The organism is Mycobacterium sp., from assembly GCF_965229105.1.
Taxonomy (GTDB): Bacteria; Actinomycetota; Actinomycetes; order Mycobacteriales; family Mycobacteriaceae; genus Mycobacterium.
In genome coordinates, this window is sequence record NZ_OZ245858.1 from 5,517,239 (window position 1) to 5,533,538 (window position 16,300).

15 protein-coding genes are annotated in these 16,300 nt (G+C 63.9%); 9 read left to right on the forward strand and 6 right to left on the reverse strand.

What is annotated here, in order from left to right; translation table 11 throughout:
• Positions 1-2: 2 nt before the first annotated feature.
• A complete protein-coding gene (locus ADBZ9O_RS25955) occupies positions 3-1,103 on the forward strand; it encodes a glycosyltransferase family 4 protein (RefSeq protein WP_526525956.1) in 1,101 nt (366 codons plus the stop codon).
• Between the two features lie 12 nt (positions 1,104-1,115).
• Here ADBZ9O_RS25955 and ADBZ9O_RS25960 read toward each other — a convergent pair whose 3' ends face one another.
• Entirely contained in the window at positions 1,116-1,967 is an 852-nt protein-coding gene (locus ADBZ9O_RS25960; RefSeq protein ID WP_526525957.1) for a glycosyltransferase family 2 protein, read from the reverse strand.
• Between the two features lie 875 nt (positions 1,968-2,842).
• Between ADBZ9O_RS25960 and ADBZ9O_RS25965 the strand changes: the two genes are divergently transcribed.
• Entirely contained in the window at positions 2,843-4,342 is a 1,500-nt protein-coding gene (locus tag ADBZ9O_RS25965) for a carbohydrate-binding domain-containing protein (RefSeq protein ID WP_526525959.1), read from the forward strand.
• A gap of 20 nt (positions 4,343-4,362) precedes the next feature.
• Here the strand turns inward: ADBZ9O_RS25965 and ADBZ9O_RS25970 are convergent, their stop codons facing one another.
• The 3 genes from ADBZ9O_RS25970 to ADBZ9O_RS25980 are packed head-to-tail and all read right to left on the reverse strand — an operon-like array spanning position 4,363 to position 7,312.
• Positions 4,363-5,532 carry an acyl-CoA dehydrogenase gene (locus ADBZ9O_RS25970; RefSeq protein ID WP_526533508.1) on the reverse strand — a complete coding sequence of 390 codons (1,170 nt, stop codon included), beginning with the start codon at positions 5,530-5,532 and terminating at the stop codon, positions 4,363-4,365.
• A 29-nt stretch (positions 5,533-5,561) separates the two neighbouring features.
• On the reverse strand, positions 5,562-6,077 hold the full coding sequence (purE, locus tag ADBZ9O_RS25975) for a 5-(carboxyamino)imidazole ribonucleotide mutase (RefSeq protein WP_526525960.1): 516 nt from the start codon (positions 6,075-6,077) through the stop codon (positions 5,562-5,564).
• A complete protein-coding gene (locus ADBZ9O_RS25980; protein WP_526533510.1) occupies positions 6,074-7,312 on the reverse strand; it encodes a 5-(carboxyamino)imidazole ribonucleotide synthase in 1,239 nt (412 codons plus the stop codon). The genes purE and ADBZ9O_RS25980 overlap by 4 nt, the downstream gene beginning before the upstream one ends.
• Positions 7,313-7,398: 86 nt before the next feature.
• On the opposite strand from ADBZ9O_RS25980, the gene ADBZ9O_RS25985 reads away from it, so the two are divergent.
• Positions 7,399-8,061: a GtrA family protein gene (locus ADBZ9O_RS25985; RefSeq protein WP_526525961.1), complete on the forward strand. Its 663-nt coding sequence runs from the start codon at positions 7,399-7,401 to the stop codon at positions 8,059-8,061.
• Here the strand turns inward: ADBZ9O_RS25985 and ADBZ9O_RS25990 are convergent.
• Positions 8,016-8,534, reverse strand: a complete 519-nt coding sequence (locus ADBZ9O_RS25990) for a PH domain-containing protein (protein ID WP_526525962.1) — start codon at positions 8,532-8,534, stop codon at positions 8,016-8,018. The genes ADBZ9O_RS25985 and ADBZ9O_RS25990 overlap by 46 nt on opposite strands.
• A gap of 82 nt (positions 8,535-8,616) precedes the next feature.
• Entirely contained in the window at positions 8,617-10,077 is a 1,461-nt protein-coding gene (locus ADBZ9O_RS25995) for a sugar transferase (RefSeq protein WP_526525964.1), read from the reverse strand.
• Between the two features lie 365 nt (positions 10,078-10,442).
• Between ADBZ9O_RS25995 and ADBZ9O_RS26000 the strand changes: the two genes are divergently transcribed.
• The 6 genes from ADBZ9O_RS26000 (at position 10,443) to ADBZ9O_RS26025 (ending at position 16,300) form a co-directional block, all read left to right on the forward strand.
• Positions 10,443-12,071 (forward strand): acyl-CoA carboxylase subunit beta, encoded by a 1,629-nt coding sequence (locus ADBZ9O_RS26000; RefSeq protein ID WP_526525966.1) that lies wholly within the window; start codon positions 10,443-10,445, stop codon positions 12,069-12,071.
• A 33-nt stretch (positions 12,072-12,104) separates the two neighbouring features.
• Complete coding sequence (locus tag ADBZ9O_RS26005) at positions 12,105-12,386, forward strand: acyl-CoA carboxylase epsilon subunit (RefSeq protein WP_526525968.1); 282 nt, start codon at positions 12,105-12,107, stop codon at positions 12,384-12,386.
• Positions 12,383-13,024 (forward strand): Maf family protein, encoded by a 642-nt coding sequence (locus tag ADBZ9O_RS26010; protein ID WP_526525969.1) that lies wholly within the window; start codon positions 12,383-12,385, stop codon positions 13,022-13,024. Before ADBZ9O_RS26005 ends, ADBZ9O_RS26010 begins: the two co-directional genes overlap by 4 nt.
• A 23-nt stretch (positions 13,025-13,047) precedes the next feature.
• Positions 13,048-13,953 carry a sulfurtransferase gene (locus ADBZ9O_RS26015; RefSeq protein WP_526525971.1) on the forward strand — a complete coding sequence of 302 codons (906 nt, stop codon included), beginning with the start codon at positions 13,048-13,050 and terminating at the stop codon, positions 13,951-13,953.
• A gap of 2 nt (positions 13,954-13,955) precedes the next feature.
• Entirely contained in the window at positions 13,956-14,384 is a 429-nt protein-coding gene (locus ADBZ9O_RS26020; protein ID WP_526525972.1) for a SufE family protein, read from the forward strand.
• A gap of 116 nt (positions 14,385-14,500) precedes the next feature.
• Entirely contained in the window at positions 14,501-16,300 is a 1,800-nt protein-coding gene (locus tag ADBZ9O_RS26025; protein ID WP_526525974.1) for an acetyl/propionyl/methylcrotonyl-CoA carboxylase subunit alpha, read from the forward strand.

A 16,300-nucleotide genomic window follows, 5' to 3' on the forward strand; every position in this document is an offset into this window, starting at 1 on the left:
CCGTGGGCTATCCCGCGAAAACCGGGCGGCGAATCGTCTTCGTGTCGCATACCGATGCCGTATCCGGCGCTGAACGGGTACTGATCGCGTTGGCGATGGCGGCCTTGGCCGACGGCAACCAGGTGGTGGTCGCATGCCCCGCGGGGGTGTTGAGCGCACAGCTGCCCGTGGATATCGACCACGTACCGATACCGAAGCTCGGGTTCTCCGCCGCGAGCGGGATCGACCGATACTTCGCGATGGTCCGGTTGGTGATGAGCTGGATACGCGCCGCCATCATCCTGCGTCCGCTGACCACCGACGACAACACCCGAATCATCGTGAACTCACTGTTCGCACTGCCCGCCCTGCGGTTGACGCTGCGCAAGCGGTGCTGCGCATGGTTGGTGCACGACACCGTGACGATGCGCAAACAGCGGATGGTCGTACGGTTCAGCCGCAACGCCATCCGGCGCGCCGTTGCCGTTTCACGCACCACCGCAAGGCAATTGGAGCATTTCGGCTTTCCTGTTGTGGTGTCGTTCAACGGCGTGCAGCTGCAGACCGAGCCGGCCCACATCGCCACGGCGGAGCGTCCTGTGGTGGGGATACTGGCCAAACTCACTCCATGGAAAGGTCACCGCGTCGCCCTGGAAGCGATGAAGCTCGTACCCGGTGTCGACCTGGAGTTGGCTGGTGACCATTTTCCCGGCGAGGACGTCTACGTCGACGAACTTCGTTGCACCGCAGACGACCCCGAGCTGATCGGCCGCGTCCGATTCCTCGGGCACGTCGACTCCACCCAGTGCCTGAGCAGGTGGACTGCCCTGATATCACCGAGTGTGGGGCCCGAAGCCGGACCGTTGGGGATCCTCGAAGCGATGTCGGCTGGGGTGCCTGTGATCGCCACCGACCATGGCGGGTCCGCGGAATACCTCGATGGGGACGTAGGCCTCCTGGTCACCCCGGGTGATCCAACGGCGCTCGCCGACGCCATCACATCGCTGATCTCCGAACCCGGACTCCGCGCAGAGATGGCACAGCGCGGCCGGGAGAAGGTGGCCCGACTACACGACGTCACAGTCACCACTCCACGGATGCTGCGGCTGCTTACCGAAGACTGATCGGGGCTCGGGCTACTTCACCGATGTCGACATGCGCCGGTGCCCTCTGGCGATATCGGCTGTTTTGATGCCAAGGCGACGCAACGCTGCGCGCGCCACCCGCAGATCGCCCGTGGCGACATCAAGCAGTCGGATTCTATCCGAAAGCTCCTGCCCCATAGCGTGATTGAATCGAATGATGTCGACGAACTTGCTCATCGAGCTGGTCCGGCTCGACAGGTTATAGGTCGACGCGCGGTTGGACGCCAGCGATACCGACTGTCCGTAGAACGCACCCTTGGCACACAGCCTGACCCAGAGATCGATATCCAGCGCGTACATGAAGTTGGCCCGGAACCCCGCCGTCTGGGCGATGTCGGCGCTTCGGAACAGAAAAGCACCGGTGGGTCCCACCTCATCGGGAAGCTTGCGAACCAATGTCCGCACGGCCTGTTCCGATGTTCGATAACCCTGGAGTTCGTGAGCCCCGAGCTGGCGGGCAATCACTGCACCGTCGTCGTCAACGACGTCGAATAACGATGAGGTGGCTGCGATACCGGGGTCGGCCATCGTGTCGACTTGGATCGACAGGCACTGCGGCGCGATGAGGTCGTCGGCACAGACCAGTTTGAACAACTCGCCCCGAGCGTGGCGAACCGCAGTATTCCAATTGTCAGCCATCGGGAGGGTGGTCTCGTTGTGGTAAAGCCGGATACGCGAATCCTGGATCGAGTTCACGATGGACCGGGTGCCATCGCTGCTGTTGTTGTCGATCACGACGATCTCGAAATCCTCGAAATCCTGGGCGAGAATGGAGTCCAGCGTCGCAGCGATGGTCCGCTCGGCGTTCAGCGCCGGAACGCAGACAGAAACCCGCGGTTTCACGACATCTCCCACATCGTCACGACAGATCATTGACTGATGATTCTCTGCATCACTTCAGCCCAGCGGCGCTTGGCCAAGGGTTGGGCGAGGACTGTTGCGGGTGGACTTCTGCGTAGGCGCATGTATGGACTATCGACACCTCCGCGACATCCCCTCTATTCGCCTATCCAACCTCAGCTAATAACCGTGTCGACCTTACCACTGTCGTGGACAGGTCGGCGGCTATCCGGGAGCCAACATTCGCACCCGACGCAGGCGTCAGCGAGCTAGCGCGCCTTTATCGTCATTGAGCTGGGAATATGTGCACGGGCGGCGCATAGTGGCAAGCTTGCATCGCCCGACAAATGGCCAGAAGAACAGCTTTGACCTGTGGCGTACTTCCGCACTGACGCGCACTTCCAGCACTCTTATTGATAGGTGCCAGAAATCGTTCAGCAATTCCGTCTTTGCTACCGGCGACACCGCCGCCCGGCGACGCGACTACTCGTCTCCGACATCGGCCGGACTATCTCGAACGCATTGGAACCGGTCGCGGCGTTCTGCATCACCGCGAGCGGTCGGCGGAAACCACCGAAGATCAGAAAGCCCGTTTACCAACCAAATCAGCTACCTGCCTTTCGCGTGAAGTTAAGGCCGCTACGCTGGGGAACTTCCCAGTATCGATATTCCTAGCGAATTTCACCATTGTTGCGACAATATGTCCGAATCGGACGGACACCCAAACCCATTGCCGCAGTGTGTGATTAGTGGATCCATCACCGATGACCGGCCCGCGCAATGCATCGTTACCAAAGTGATAGGCGTTTCCATTGCATTTAAAGTGACAGAAGTGAAAAGTGTGCTCGTAGATTCCCTCCGTTTTAGGAGCGCACCCGATGCGGAAGATCCGTATAGGCATTGCCCTGTTCGCGCTTCTATCCGCGATGCTCTATTTGGTCGCCTTTCAGCGCGCGCCCCAGGCCTCCGCCGCCGACGTCGTGCTGCAAGCCAATTCGATGGCGGTCACGCCCTCCTACGGCGGAACCGTCCACCGCGACAGCACTGCCACCGGCGGCTCATCGCTTCTTCTGCTGTCTAATTCCACTGCCGCCAAGACGATTTCACTTGCTGCTTCAAGCGCGGTCACGGTACGAGCCAAGGGACAGCAGTGCTTCGGTGCGCCGACCATGACCGTGGCCGTCGACGGAAAGGCCGTGATTTCTACCGCGGTCAGTGCGACCGCCTGGACGACATTCACCACGCCAGTCACCATTTCGGCCGGCTCGCACAGCCTTTCCGTCGCCTTCTCCAATGACTTTGGAATCATCTTGTGCGACCGAAATCTCTTGGTCGACACCGTCACTGTCACACCTGCAGTGGTCTCGTCCCCACCCTCAACGTCCCCACCCACAACGACACCACCTGTGCAAGTGAACTATCACGGTTTGGTCGGGGGCAACCAAAGCGGTGCGTTATTCCAGATGTCGGACGCCGACTTGGGGCGTGAGTTGGATATGGCCGCCGCGGCCGGTGTGCGCCTCATGCGCCTTGGGGTGGACTGGTCGTCCATCGAATACAACAAGGGTGTGCGCGACTGGTCGGGCACGGACCGCGTCGTCAATGCCATTGTCGCCAGAGGGATGAGTCCGCTGGGGCTCGTCACGTACGCGCCACCGTGGGCCACTGGCTCATCAGACAGTCACACTCCCCCGACGGACCCGAACACCTTTGCCGCCTTCGCCAAGGACGCAGCGACCCGATACCTGGGCAAGATCCCGGCGTGGGAAGTGTGGAACGAGCCCAATATCGTCGCGTTCTTCAAACCCAAACCCAATATCGCCACCTACAACAAACTGTTGACCGCCAGCTATACCGCCATCAAATCGGTCAGCGCCGATCTGACCGTGGTCTCCGCTGGGCTCTCGCCCGCAGGCGACAACGGCACCGATATCGCACCGTTGACATTCATCAAGGGGATCTATTCAGCGGGGGCCAACAAGTACCTGGACGCGGTCGGGATGCACCCCTACACCTATCCGGCGTTGCCCAACGATCCAACCACGGCGTCCTGGAGTGCATTTCAGCTGATGACGCCGATGCGCGCCGTGATGGTCGCAGGCGGTGACACCTCGAAATTGATGTGGCTCACCGAGTATGGCGCCCCCACCGGATCGGATCCGAATGCCGTCACCGAAAGTGTGCAGGCGCAGACCATTTCGATCGTGCTCCAGACAGCCCGCGACACCGCCTGGCTGGGGCCGGCATTCATCTACGCCATCCGCGATGCGGGCACCAACCTCGCAGACCGCGAGGACAACTTTGGTGTCATTCGCCGAGATTTCACCACCAAGGCCGGCTACGCCGCGCTGAAGGCGTTCGCTACCGCATCGCAGTGAATCTCTGCGCTACCGAGGGGTCAGCGCAACAGCGCGCGGCTCATCACCACTCGTTGGATCTGATTGGTTCCCTCATAGATCTGGGTGATCTTGGCATCGCGCATCATTCGCTCCACCGGGAAATCGGTGGTGTAACCGGCGCCACCGAAAAGCTGCACCGCATCGGTGGTGACTTCCATCGCCACATCCGAGGCGAAACACTTCGACGCCGCCGAGATGAAGCCGAGATTGCCCTCACCGCGCTCGGCGCGGGCAGCGGCCGAATAGACCATCAGCCGGGCCGCCTCGACCTTCATCGCCATATCGGCGAGCATGAACTGCACGCCCTGGAAATCAGAGATCGACTGCCCGAACTGCTTGCGGTCCTTGGTATAGGCGATCGCAGCATCCACCGCACCTTGGGCGATGCCCACCGCCTGCGCACCGATCGTCGGGCGCGTGTGATCCAGCGTGGCCAGCGCAGTCTTGAAACCGGTGCCCGGCTCGCCGATGATCCGGTCGCCGGGAATGCGGCAATTCTCGAAGTACAACTCGGTGGTCGGGCTGCCCTTGATCCCGAGCTTGCGTTCCTTGGGGCCGACAGCGAAACCCTCGTCGTCCTTGTGCACCATGAACGACGAAATGCCGTTGGCGCCCTTATCCGGGTCGGTCACGGCCATCACCGTGTACCAGGTCGACTTGCCGCCGTTGGTGATCCAGCACTTGGCGCCGTTGAGAATCCAGTCATCCCCGTCGGCCTTGGCCCGCGTCCGCATCGAGGCGGCATCGCTGCCGGCCTCACGCTCGGAGAGCGCATAGGACGCCATCGCCTCGCCAGAGGCCAGGGACGGCAACACCTGCTTCTTCAGCTCATCGCTGCCCCGCAGGATCAAGCCCATGGTGCCCAGTTTGTTCACCGCGGGGATCAGTGAGGCTGAGGCATCGACGCGCGCGACCTCTTCGATGACGATGCATGCTGCCACCGAATCGGCGCCTTGCCCGTCGTACTCCTCGGGCACGTGCACCGCGTTGAAACCCGAGGCATTCAGGGCCGCCAAGGCCTCTTCCGGGAATCGTGCGTGCTCATCGACATCCGCGGCGTGCGGCGCAATCTCTTTCTCCGACAGCGCTCGAATCGCGGCCCGGAGCTCGACGTGCTCCTCTGGCAGCTGAAATAGATCGAACGACGAATTACCGGCCCAACCAGCCATCATGGTCTCCTTGCTACTCGCCGGTAACTTTACCCGGCTGTGTCGTTTCCGAGAAGTCGGTCCCGCAACGCGCGGTCTTTCTCCAGCACCAGCGCTTCCAGATCAGCTTGGAACTGGATCATCCGGTCGCGCAGCGAAGGATCAGAGGCGCCCAGGATCCGCGCCGCCAACAGGCCCGCGTTGCGGGCCCCACCGATGGACACGGTCGCCACGGGTACACCGGCAGGCATCTGCACGATCGACAGCAGGGAATCCAGCCCATCGAGGCGGGCCAGCGGGACCGGTACGCCGATCACCGGTAGCGGCGTGGCCGATGCCACCATCCCGGGTAGGTGGGCGGCTCCCCCGGCACCGGCGATGATGACCTGGATGCCCCGCGCGACGGCGCCTTGGGCGTAGTCGAGCATTCGGCCCGGTGTGCGGTGCGCGGAGACCACCCCGACCTCGAAAGGAATCTCGAATTCGGCAAGCGCTTCGGCGGCGTCGGACATCACCGACCAGTCGCTATCGCTACCCATGATGAGCCCGACCAGCGGTGTGCTCATGAGTGTTCGTCCCATCCGTCGGTCCATTCGGCGTGCGATAACCAGTGCGCGGCCCTCATGGCACGCTCCCGAAGGGCAGCCACGTCGGGGCTTCTGCCGCCGTTTGGCGGCGCGACAATATTGACATGCCCGAGCTTGCGTCCCGCGCGCTCGCCCTTGCCATACAGATGCACCTTCGCGTCGGGCATGCGGGCGAACAGGTGGTGTAGCCGTTCGTCGACCGACATCGCAGGCGTCTGCGGTGCGCCGAGCACATTGCCCATCACCGTCACCGGCCCCGTGGCCGACGTATCGCCAAGCGGGTAATCCAGTACCGCCCGCAGATGTTGTTCGAACTGGCTGGTCACCGATCCATCCATCGTCCAATGACCGGAATTGTGCGGCCGCATCGCGAGCTCATTGACCAAGAGCGTGCCGTCGGTGGTCTCGAACAGTTCGACGGCCAGCACGCCGACAACGCCGAGTTCGTGGGCCAGTCGCAGGCCCAGTTCCTGCGCGGCCGCGGCCAGGTCGTCGGAAAGATCCTGCGCCGGGGCGATCACCTCGACACAGATCCCGTCCCGCTGCACGGTTTCGACCACGGGCCACGCCGCGCCCTGCCCAAACGGCGAACGCGCCACCAGGGCCGAGAGTTCGCGGCGCATCGCCACCTTCTCTTCGACCAGCACCGGCACGCCGCGATCGAGGTAGTCACTGGTGATCGCCCTGGCCGCTATCGCGTCATCGGCCATGCTCACGCCGCGGCCGTCGTAGCCGCCGCGAATCGTCTTGATCACCACCGGGCCACCGATCTGCTCGGCGAACGCCACCACATCGTCGGCGGTCTCCACTGCCGAGTAGCGCGGCACGGGCGCGCCCAGCGCGGCGAGTCGCCGACGCATGACCAGCTTGTCCTGGGCGTGGATCAGCGCCTCAGGTGGCGGCGCGACGTTGAACCCCTCGGCGACGAGGGTGTCGAGCATCTCGGTCGGCACGTGTTCATGATCGAACGTCACGGCATCGGCGCCGGCGGCGACCTTGCGCAGGGCGTCCAGATCGGTATGCGAGCCAATGACCACGTCAGGGCTGACCTGCGCGGCAGGGTCGGCGGGGTCGGCGGCCAGGACTCGTAGAGTCTGACCCAAGGCGATCGCGGCCTGGTGGGTCATCCTGGCGAGCTGACCGCCACCGATCATCGCGACGACGGGGTTTGCCCTTGGGGGCCGAATGGGTGAAGTGGGTGCCACGGCCATCATGGTGTCATGACCGTGATGCGACGGGTTGACCTGCGGCGCAACAGCGCTTTCGCGGCGGGACCGGTGCATACGTACACTAATCAGTTGTGTCCTTCGCTGATGCCACGATCGCGCGTTTACCGCGACCGGTCCGTCCATTCGCCGAACGGCACCATGAACTCATCAAGTTCGCCATCGTCGGTGGCACCACATTCATCATCGATTCGGCGATTTTCTACACGCTGAAGCTGACGATTCTCGAGCCCAAACCGGTGACGGCGAAGATCATCGCCGGTGTCGTCGCGGTCATCGCGTCGTACATCCTCAACCGTGAGTGGAGCTTCCGGGACCGCGGCGGCAGGGAACGTCATCACGAAGCACTGTTGTTCTTCGGTTTCAGCGCAGTCGGTGTGCTTCTGAGCATGGCGCCACTGTGGTTCTCCAGCTATGTCCTGCAGCTGCGGGTGCCCAATGTGACGTTGACCATGGAGAACATCGCGGACTTCGTCTCGGCCTACGTCATCGGCAATCTGCTGCAGATGGGCTTCCGATTCTGGGCGTTCAAGCGGTGGGTATTCCCCGACGCTCTCGCAGGCGACTCGGAGAAGGCCCTGGAATCCACGCTCACCGGCGGCGGTATCGCCGAGGTGTTCGAGGACGAGTTCGAGGCCCACCACCCCAAGGTCACCCCGTTACGCAGGCCCAGCCGGCGTCCGTCGCCCGATCAGCTGGGCGATTCCTCTGACCCCAAGGTGTCGAAGACTTCGTGATAGAGCAGTGCATGCACCTGCTCGACACGGGGAATATCGTAAAAATCCAGCGGGTCCTGCGACGCTGATTCGATGATCAGGGTTCCGGTGCGCAGCATCCGGTCGAATAGTCCGTGCCGAAACTCCACGCTGTTGATCCTGGCCAACGGTATGTCGATTCCGGTACGGGTCAGCAAGCCGTGCCGAAACATCACTCTGCGGTCGGTGATCACGAAATGTGTTGTCCACCACGTGAAAAACGGCCAGAGCGTCAGCCAGCCGATCAGCACCAACCAGATCGCCAGAATCACCAACGACACCACCGTCTTGGCGGTCTGTTCCCAGCCCAACGAGTTGACGTAGGCCGCGACGAACGATGCGGCGGCGGTGGCAAGGATGAGAACCAGCACCGGCCCGATGAGCCGCTTCCAGTGCGGATGGCGATGCAGGACCACCTGCTCGTCCTTGGCCAGGACATTTTCCGGGTAACTCACGATGGCACTGTACGCAGCTGTGGGGCTCGCCAGTGGGCCAACCGATGGCATCGCCACTCTCCTGCTCGGCCGCCGCGCACGGTCAGCGGCGCAGTGTCTTCACCACGATGCGCAGATCGGCCATCATCGACCAGTTCTCCACGTAGAAGAGGTCGAGGCGAACCGAGTCTTCGAACGACAATTTGGTGCGGCCACTGACCTGCCACAGCCCCGTGATGCCCGGTCGCACCAGCAAACGCCGCTCAACGTACTGGTCGTAGGTGACGACTTCAGCCGCCAGCGACGGGCGTGGGCCCACCACGCTCATATCGCGTTTGAGGACGTTGATGAACTGCGGTAGTTCGTCCACGTTGTACTTGCGCAGAAGCCGCCCCAGGGGCGTGACCCGCGGATCCCCGCGCAGCTCACCCAGCAGGTCGCTGTCGCCGAGCGCCGCGAGGGAACCGAGCAGCCGATGCACGTCGACGACCATCGTGCGGAACTTGATCATCTGGAACGGTTTACCGTCGCGGCCTATCCGCTCTGAGCGATAGAACACCGGACCCTTGCTGGTGAGTTTCACTGCGGCGGCGACAGCCAGTAGCAACGGGAGGGTGCCGAGCAGAACCAGGCCCGCGAAGACCACGTCGAACGCCCGCTTCTCGAACCGCTTGGCGCCGTTGTATTGAGGTTTCTCCACGTGTATCAGCGGAAATCCAGCGACCGGTCGCATCGTCAGTCGCGGACCTGCCACATCGACCACACCGGGAGCGACCATCAAGTCGATCCCACGATGCTCCAATTCCCATGACAGATCGTGGATTCCGCGCCCGTCGAAGGTCTCCGTCGTGGTCAGCGCGACCGCCTCGCAGCGCGTCTCGGTCAGTGCCCTGACCACCTCGTCTTCGGCGCCCCAGACCGGGATCGGACCGACTCCGGCGATATCGATCTCGGTGCGCGGGATCGATCCCTGCACACAGGCCCCGACCACCTCGAATCCATTGGCCACGTCGCGGCTGAGGCAGTGCACCAGATCGCGTACGGCTGGAGCGGTGCCCACCACGAGCACTCTGGTCATGCAGTTTCCCGCTGTCTTGCGCCGTTGTTTGACCACGCTGCGCGCCGCATGCCGACCGGCCAGCAGAAGAACCGTGCCCACCGGCAGGGCGATCATCAGATAGCCCCTGGCAATCTCCAACTTGAACAACATCGACACGATCGCCACACCGCCGAACACCGAGATCGTGGCCAGCCATACCCGCCGATACTCTTCGGCACCATCGCCGATGACGCGCGGCGACCGCGCCCGGTAGATCGACAACAGGATCAGCCAGGCGCCCGCGATGGCGACCGAGACGACATAGTCCATCACCCGCTGGGACGGCGCCGAAGCAGCGCCGGGCAAACGGCCAAAGCGCAGCCATTGAGCGACTGCCACCGCTGTGAGCACCCCGAACACATCAATGACTGCCAACGCCTGTGCATACTTCGTGCGCCATGGCACGAGCCGCGTGTGCTTGGCTACCTCGTTTGCTACCAGAGCGTCAGTTTCTAGGACACTCACAAGTTCTCCACTTTGCTATCCTCCGAACCTCGACACTAGCCCCATGGCGGGCGACTGTGGACCGGTTCGACGATCTTTACGCCGCCAAGCAGCAAGATGAGCTATCGAATTGATCTTGTTCGCGTCTGGAGGAGCGACTCGAGACCGCCTTCCAAAGAACGGCCTGGGCCTTCGCGGATGACCTCAGGCGGCGGCCTTACGCGCGGCCACCTCGACGTAGCTGGCGGCAGTCAGCGCCACAGGGCCAGAACGGCGACGCCGAATACCGGCACGCCGTTGCCCAGGAACAGGTTGCCCAGGAACAGATCGCCATCAGGAAGGGGTCATAGGTCGCGCCAGGCCATACCGCCGATACCATCGACGCCATGACCAGTGTCACCGAACCTTCCGCGGCGAATGAGATCGACATCCACACCACCGCCGGCAAGCTGGCCGACCTGCGTAAGCGCGCCGAAGAGGCGCTGCATCCGGTCGGCGAAGCGGCCGTGGAGAAGGTGCACGCCAAGGGCAAGCTGACCGCCCGCGAACGCATCTACGCCCTGCTCGACGAGGGCACGTTCGTCGAGCTCGATGCGCTGGCCAAGCACCGCAGCACCAACTTCGGCCTCGCCGAGAACCGACCGGTCGGAGACGGCGTGGTGACCGGCTACGGCACCATCGACGGCCGCGATGTCTGCATCTTCAGCCAGGACGCCACGGTGTTCGGCGGCAGCCTCGGTGAGGTCTACGGCGAGAAGATCGTCAAGGTGCAGGAACTCGCCATCAAAACCGGCCGCCCGCTGATCGGCATCAACGACGGTGCCGGCGCCCGCATCCAAGAGGGTGTGGTCTCACTTGGCTTGTACAGCAAGATCTTCCGCAACAACATCCTGGCTTCGGGTGTCATCCCCCAGATCTCGCTGATCATGGGTGCCGCCGCAGGCGGTCACGTCTACTCTCCCGCGCTGACCGACTTCGTCATCATGGTCGACCAGACCAGCCAGATGTTCATCACCGGGCCCGACGTCATCAAGACCGTGACCGGCGAAGAAGTCACGATGGAAGAACTCGGTGGCGCCCATACCCACATGGCGAAATCCGGCACCGCGCACTACGTCGCCTCCGGTGAGCAGGATGCATTCGAGTACGTCCGCGATCTGCTGTCGTTCCTGCCGCCCAACAGCGCGGCCGAGCCGCCGCGGTACCCCGCGCCGCCGCACCCCGGTGCCATCGAGGACAACCTCACCGAGGAAGACCTCGAACTGGACACACTGATTCCGGACTCCCCCAATCAGCCCTACGACATGCACGAGGTGATCACCCGGATCCTCGACGATGACGAATTCCTCGAAGTGCAGCAGGGCTACGCCACGAACATCCTCGTCGGGTTCGGTCGGATCGAGGGTCGCCCGGTAGGCATCGTCGCCAACCAGCCCACCCAGTTCGCCGGCTGCCTGGACATCAACGCCTCCGAAAAAGCGGCCCGGTTCGTCCGCACCTGCGACTGCTTCAATATCCCGATCATCATGCTGGTCGACGTACCCGGCTTCCTGCCTGGCACCGATCAGGAGTTCAACGGCATCATCCGGCGCGGCGCCAAGCTGCTCTACGCCTACGGTGAGGCCACCGTCGCGAAGATCACCGTCATCACCCGCAAGTCCTACGGTGGCGCGTACTGCGTGATGGGCTCCAAGGACATGGGCTGCGACGTCAACCTCGCCTGGCCGACCGCTCAGATCGCCGTGATGGGTGCCTCCGGTGCCGTCGGCTTCGTGTATCGCGGCCAGCTCAAGGAAGCGGCCAAGAACGGCGAAGACGTTGACGCGCTGCGGTTGGAGTTGCAGCAGGATTACGAAGACACCCTGGTCAATCCCTACGTTGCCGCCGAGCGCGGATATGTCGACGCCGTCATCCCGCCGTCGCACACCCGCGGATACATCGCCACGTCGCTGCGGCTCCTGGAACGCAAGATCAGCCAGATCCCGCCGAAGAAGCACGGCAATATCCCGCTGTGATATGACCCTGTGCCGACCTAGAAGGACTGCCGCATGAACCACGACGCCGATATCACCGAGGTCAGTGACCCACGCGATATGACGATCGACAATCCGGCGCCGACGTCGATGCCGGAGATTCGGATCGTCAAGGGCAAGCCGACCGACGACGACGTGGCCGCCCTGGTCGCCGTGCTCAGCGCAGCAGGCGGGGGCAGTCCCGAACCGGGTCCGCAGGAACTCAACCCGTGGGGCCACCCCGTCGACAAGCTCCGCTACGGCGTCGCCAGCTGGCAGACCGTCACGCTGTTGGAACGGACCCACATGCGCCGATGACTCGGCTGGTGCTGGCCTCAGCATCCACCGGTCGTCGCAGAGTGCTCCGCGGCGCCGGGGTCGAGCCGTTCGTCATCGTCTCCGAGGTGGATGAGGACGCCATCATCGCCGCGCAGGCCGGCTCCCCGCCAGAGGCGATCGTCACCGCACTTGCCATCGCCAAGGCCGAGGACGTCGTTGATCGCCTGCCTGCCGATATCGCGTCCGATTGCGTTGTGGTGGGCGGTGATTCGATGCTGTTCGTCGACGGTGAGCTGCGCGGGAAGCCAGGCACCGTCGCGGCAGCCAAGGCCCAGTGGGAGTCGATGGCGGGCCAGGCCGGTGCGCTGCAAACCGGTCACTGCGTGCTCCGCCTGCGCAACGGCGGTGTTATCGCAAAGGTATCCGAATGTGGCACCACCACAGTCCATTTCGGCGTGCCAACAGCACAGGAACTCGATGCCTATCTCGCCAGCGGCGAACCCCTAGGGGTGGCGGGTGCGTTCACACTCGACGGGCTCGGCGGATGGTTCATCACGCGGATCGATGGCGATCCGTCCAACGTGGTCGGGCTGAGCCTGCCGTTGCTTCGACGGCTGGCCGCTGACTGTGGACTGTCCGTCGCCGATTTCTGGGCAGCGGGACAACCGGCGACGTAACCCAGCACCGGTAGGCTCTCCTCGTGCCCATCCCCGCAGATCCCAGCCCCGCTTTGGCGGCCTACGCCCATCCCGAACGCCTGGTGACCGCCGACTGGTTATCGGCCCACCTGGGCACCAAGGGCCTGGCCATTGTGGAGTCCAACGAGGACGTCCTGCTCTACGACGTCGGCCACATCCCCGGTGCGATCAAGATCGACTGGCACACCGACCTCAACGACCCCGAGGTGCGCGATTACATCGACGGCGAGCAGTTCGCCGACCTGATGAACCGCAAGGGCATCTCCCGCTCCGACACCGTGGTGATCTACGGCGATAAGAGCAACTGGTGGGCCGCCTACGCGCTGTGGGTTTTCACCCTGTTCGGGCACGAGGATGTCCGGCTGCTCGACGGCGGACGCGATCTGTGGGTCTCCAACGGCCGCGACACCACCTTGGACGTACCGTCCAGGACCACCAAGGGCTACCCCGTCGTCCAGCGCGAGGACGCCCCGATCCGAGCGTTCAAAGACGATGTCCTTTCCACATTGGGCTCTCAGACCCTGATCGACGTGCGGTCCCCGCTGGAGTACACCGGCGAACGCACCCATATGCCGGATTACCCCGAGGAAGGGGCGCTGCGCGGCGGTCATATCCCGACCGCGGTATCGGTGCCGTGGGCCAAAGCCGCCGAGGACAGTGGCCGGTTCCGCAGCCGCGCCGAACTCGACGCGGTCTACGCGTTCGCGACGGCGGACCCGGACAAGCCGATCATCGCCTACTGCCGGATCGGCGAACGGTCCAGTCACACCTGGTTTGTGCTGACCCATCTCCTCGGCGTCCCGGGCGTCCGCAACTACGACGGTTCCTGGACGGAATGGGGTAACACCGTGCGGGTGCCGATCACCACCGGTACCGAACCAGGTGAAGTCCCGGCAGGCCTGGCCTAGCCATGTCTGATTCCAGCCGCCTGCCCGCGCCGCTGGCCGAGGTGGTCGCCGAATTCGCCGAGATGGCCGGCCAGGACAAGTTGGCGCTGCTCCTCGAATTCTCCGGGGAGCTGCCCGATCTGCCCGCGGAGCTCGAAGAAGCGTCGATGGAACCGGTGCCCGAATGCCAGTCGCCGTTGTTCCTGCACGTTGACGCGAGCGATCCGGCCAAGGTTCGGCTGTACTTCAGTGCCCCGCCCGAGGCACCAACGACACGCGGGTTCGCGTCGATTCTGGCGACCGGCCTCGACGGTCAATCAGCCGCGGACATTCTGGCCGTGCCCGACGATTTCTACTCCGCTCTGGGCCTTGCCGCGCTGATCAGCCCGCTACGCCTGCGCGGAATGTCGGCGATGCTGACCCGGATCAAGCGGCGGTTACAGCAAGCGTGACCAAACCTACCGAGCAGTAACCCAGACCGCCTGGCTCGGGTCCTAGGCGCGACGCTTAAACTGCCCCGGAACGATTCTTAAAGTGATTTCTTAGAGACATGCCATCAGGAGGCGCAGTGCCTAGTCATGCCAGTTCGAGCATCTCCAAGGTTCTCGTCGCCAACCGCGGCGAGATCGCGGTCCGGGTGATCCGCGCGGCCAAGGATGCCGGCCTGGCCAGCGTTGCGGTGTACGCCGAACCCGACGCTGATGCCCCCCACGTACGGCTTGCCGATGAGGCGTTCGCCCTTGGCGGCCAGACCTCGGCCGAGTCGTACCTGGTCTTCGACAAGATCCTCGACGCGGCGGCCAAGTCCGGCGCCAACGCGATCCACCCCGGTTACGGGTTCCTCTCCGAGAACGCCGATTTTGCTCAGGCCGTGCTCGACGCCGGCCTGATCTGGATCGGGCCCAGCCCGCAGTCGATCCGCGATCTCGGCGATAAGGTCACCGCGCGCCACATCGCGGCCCGCGCGCAGGCGCCGCTGGTCCCGGGCACCCCCGAACCCGTGAAGGATGCCGACGAGATCGTCGCGTTCGCCAAGGAGTACGGCGTACCGATCGCGATCAAGGCCGCCTTCGGCGGCGGCGGTCGTGGCATGAAGGTCGCCCGCACCATCGAAGAGATCCCCGAGCTGTTCGATTCCGCCACCCGTGAAGCCATTTCGGCCTTCGGTCGCGGCGAATGCTTCGTCGAGCGCTACCTGGACAAGCCGCGCCACGTCGAGGCTCAGGTGATCGCCGATACCCACGGCAACGTCGTCGTCGCGGGCACCCGCGACTGCTCACTGCAGCGCCGCTTCCAGAAACTGGTGGAGGAAGCTCCTGCTCCGTTCCTCACCGACGCCCAGCGCAAAGAGATCCACGAGTCGGCCAAGCGCATCTGCAAGGAAGCCGGTTACTACGGGGCGGGCACCGTCGAATACCTGGTCGGCCAGGACGGTCTGATCAGCTTCCTCGAGGTGAACACCCGCCTGCAGGTGGAACATCCGGTCACCGAGGAGACCTCGGGCATCGACCTGGTCCGCCAGCAGTTCCGGATCGCCAATGGCGAGGCACTGGACATCACCGAGGATCCGACTCCCCGCGGTCACTCCTTCGAGTTCCGCATCAACGGCGAGGACGCCGGCCGTGGCTTCCTTCCCGCGCCGGGACCCGTCACCCTGTTCGACCCGCCGACCGGCCCCGGTGTCCGCCTGGACTCCGGTGTCGAGACCGGTTCGGTGATCGGCGGACAGTTCGACTCGATGCTGGCCAAGCTGATCGTCACCGGCGCCACCCGCGAAGAAGCACTGGACCGTTCGCGTCGCGCACTGGCCGAATTCAATGTCGAGGGCCTGGCCACGGTCATCCCGTTCCACCGCGCGGTCGTATCGGACCCGGCGTTCATCGGCGACGAGAACGGTTTCACCGTGCACACCCGCTGGATCGAGACCGAGTGGGACAACACCGTCGAACCCTTCACCTCCGGCGCACCCCTCGATGATGAAGACACCGCGCCGCGGCAGTCGATCGTCGTCGAGGTCGGCGGTCGCCGCCTTGAGGTGTCACTCCCCGGTGACCTTGCGATCGGTGGCGGCGGAGTCGCCAGTGCCAGCGGTGCCATTCGCAAGAAGCCCAAGGCCCGCAAGCGTGGTGCACACGCAGGTGCCGCAGCTTCCGGTGACGCGGTGACCGCACCCATGCAGGGCACCGTGGTCAAGGTGGCCGTCGAAGAGGGTCAGCAGGTCGTCACCGGCGATCTCATCGTGGTGCTGGAAGCGATGAAGATGGAGAACCCGGTGGTGGCGCACAAGGATGGCACCATCACGGGGCTCGCGGTGGAGGCCGGCGCGGCTGTCACTCAGGGCACCGTCGTCGCCGAGATCAAGGACTGA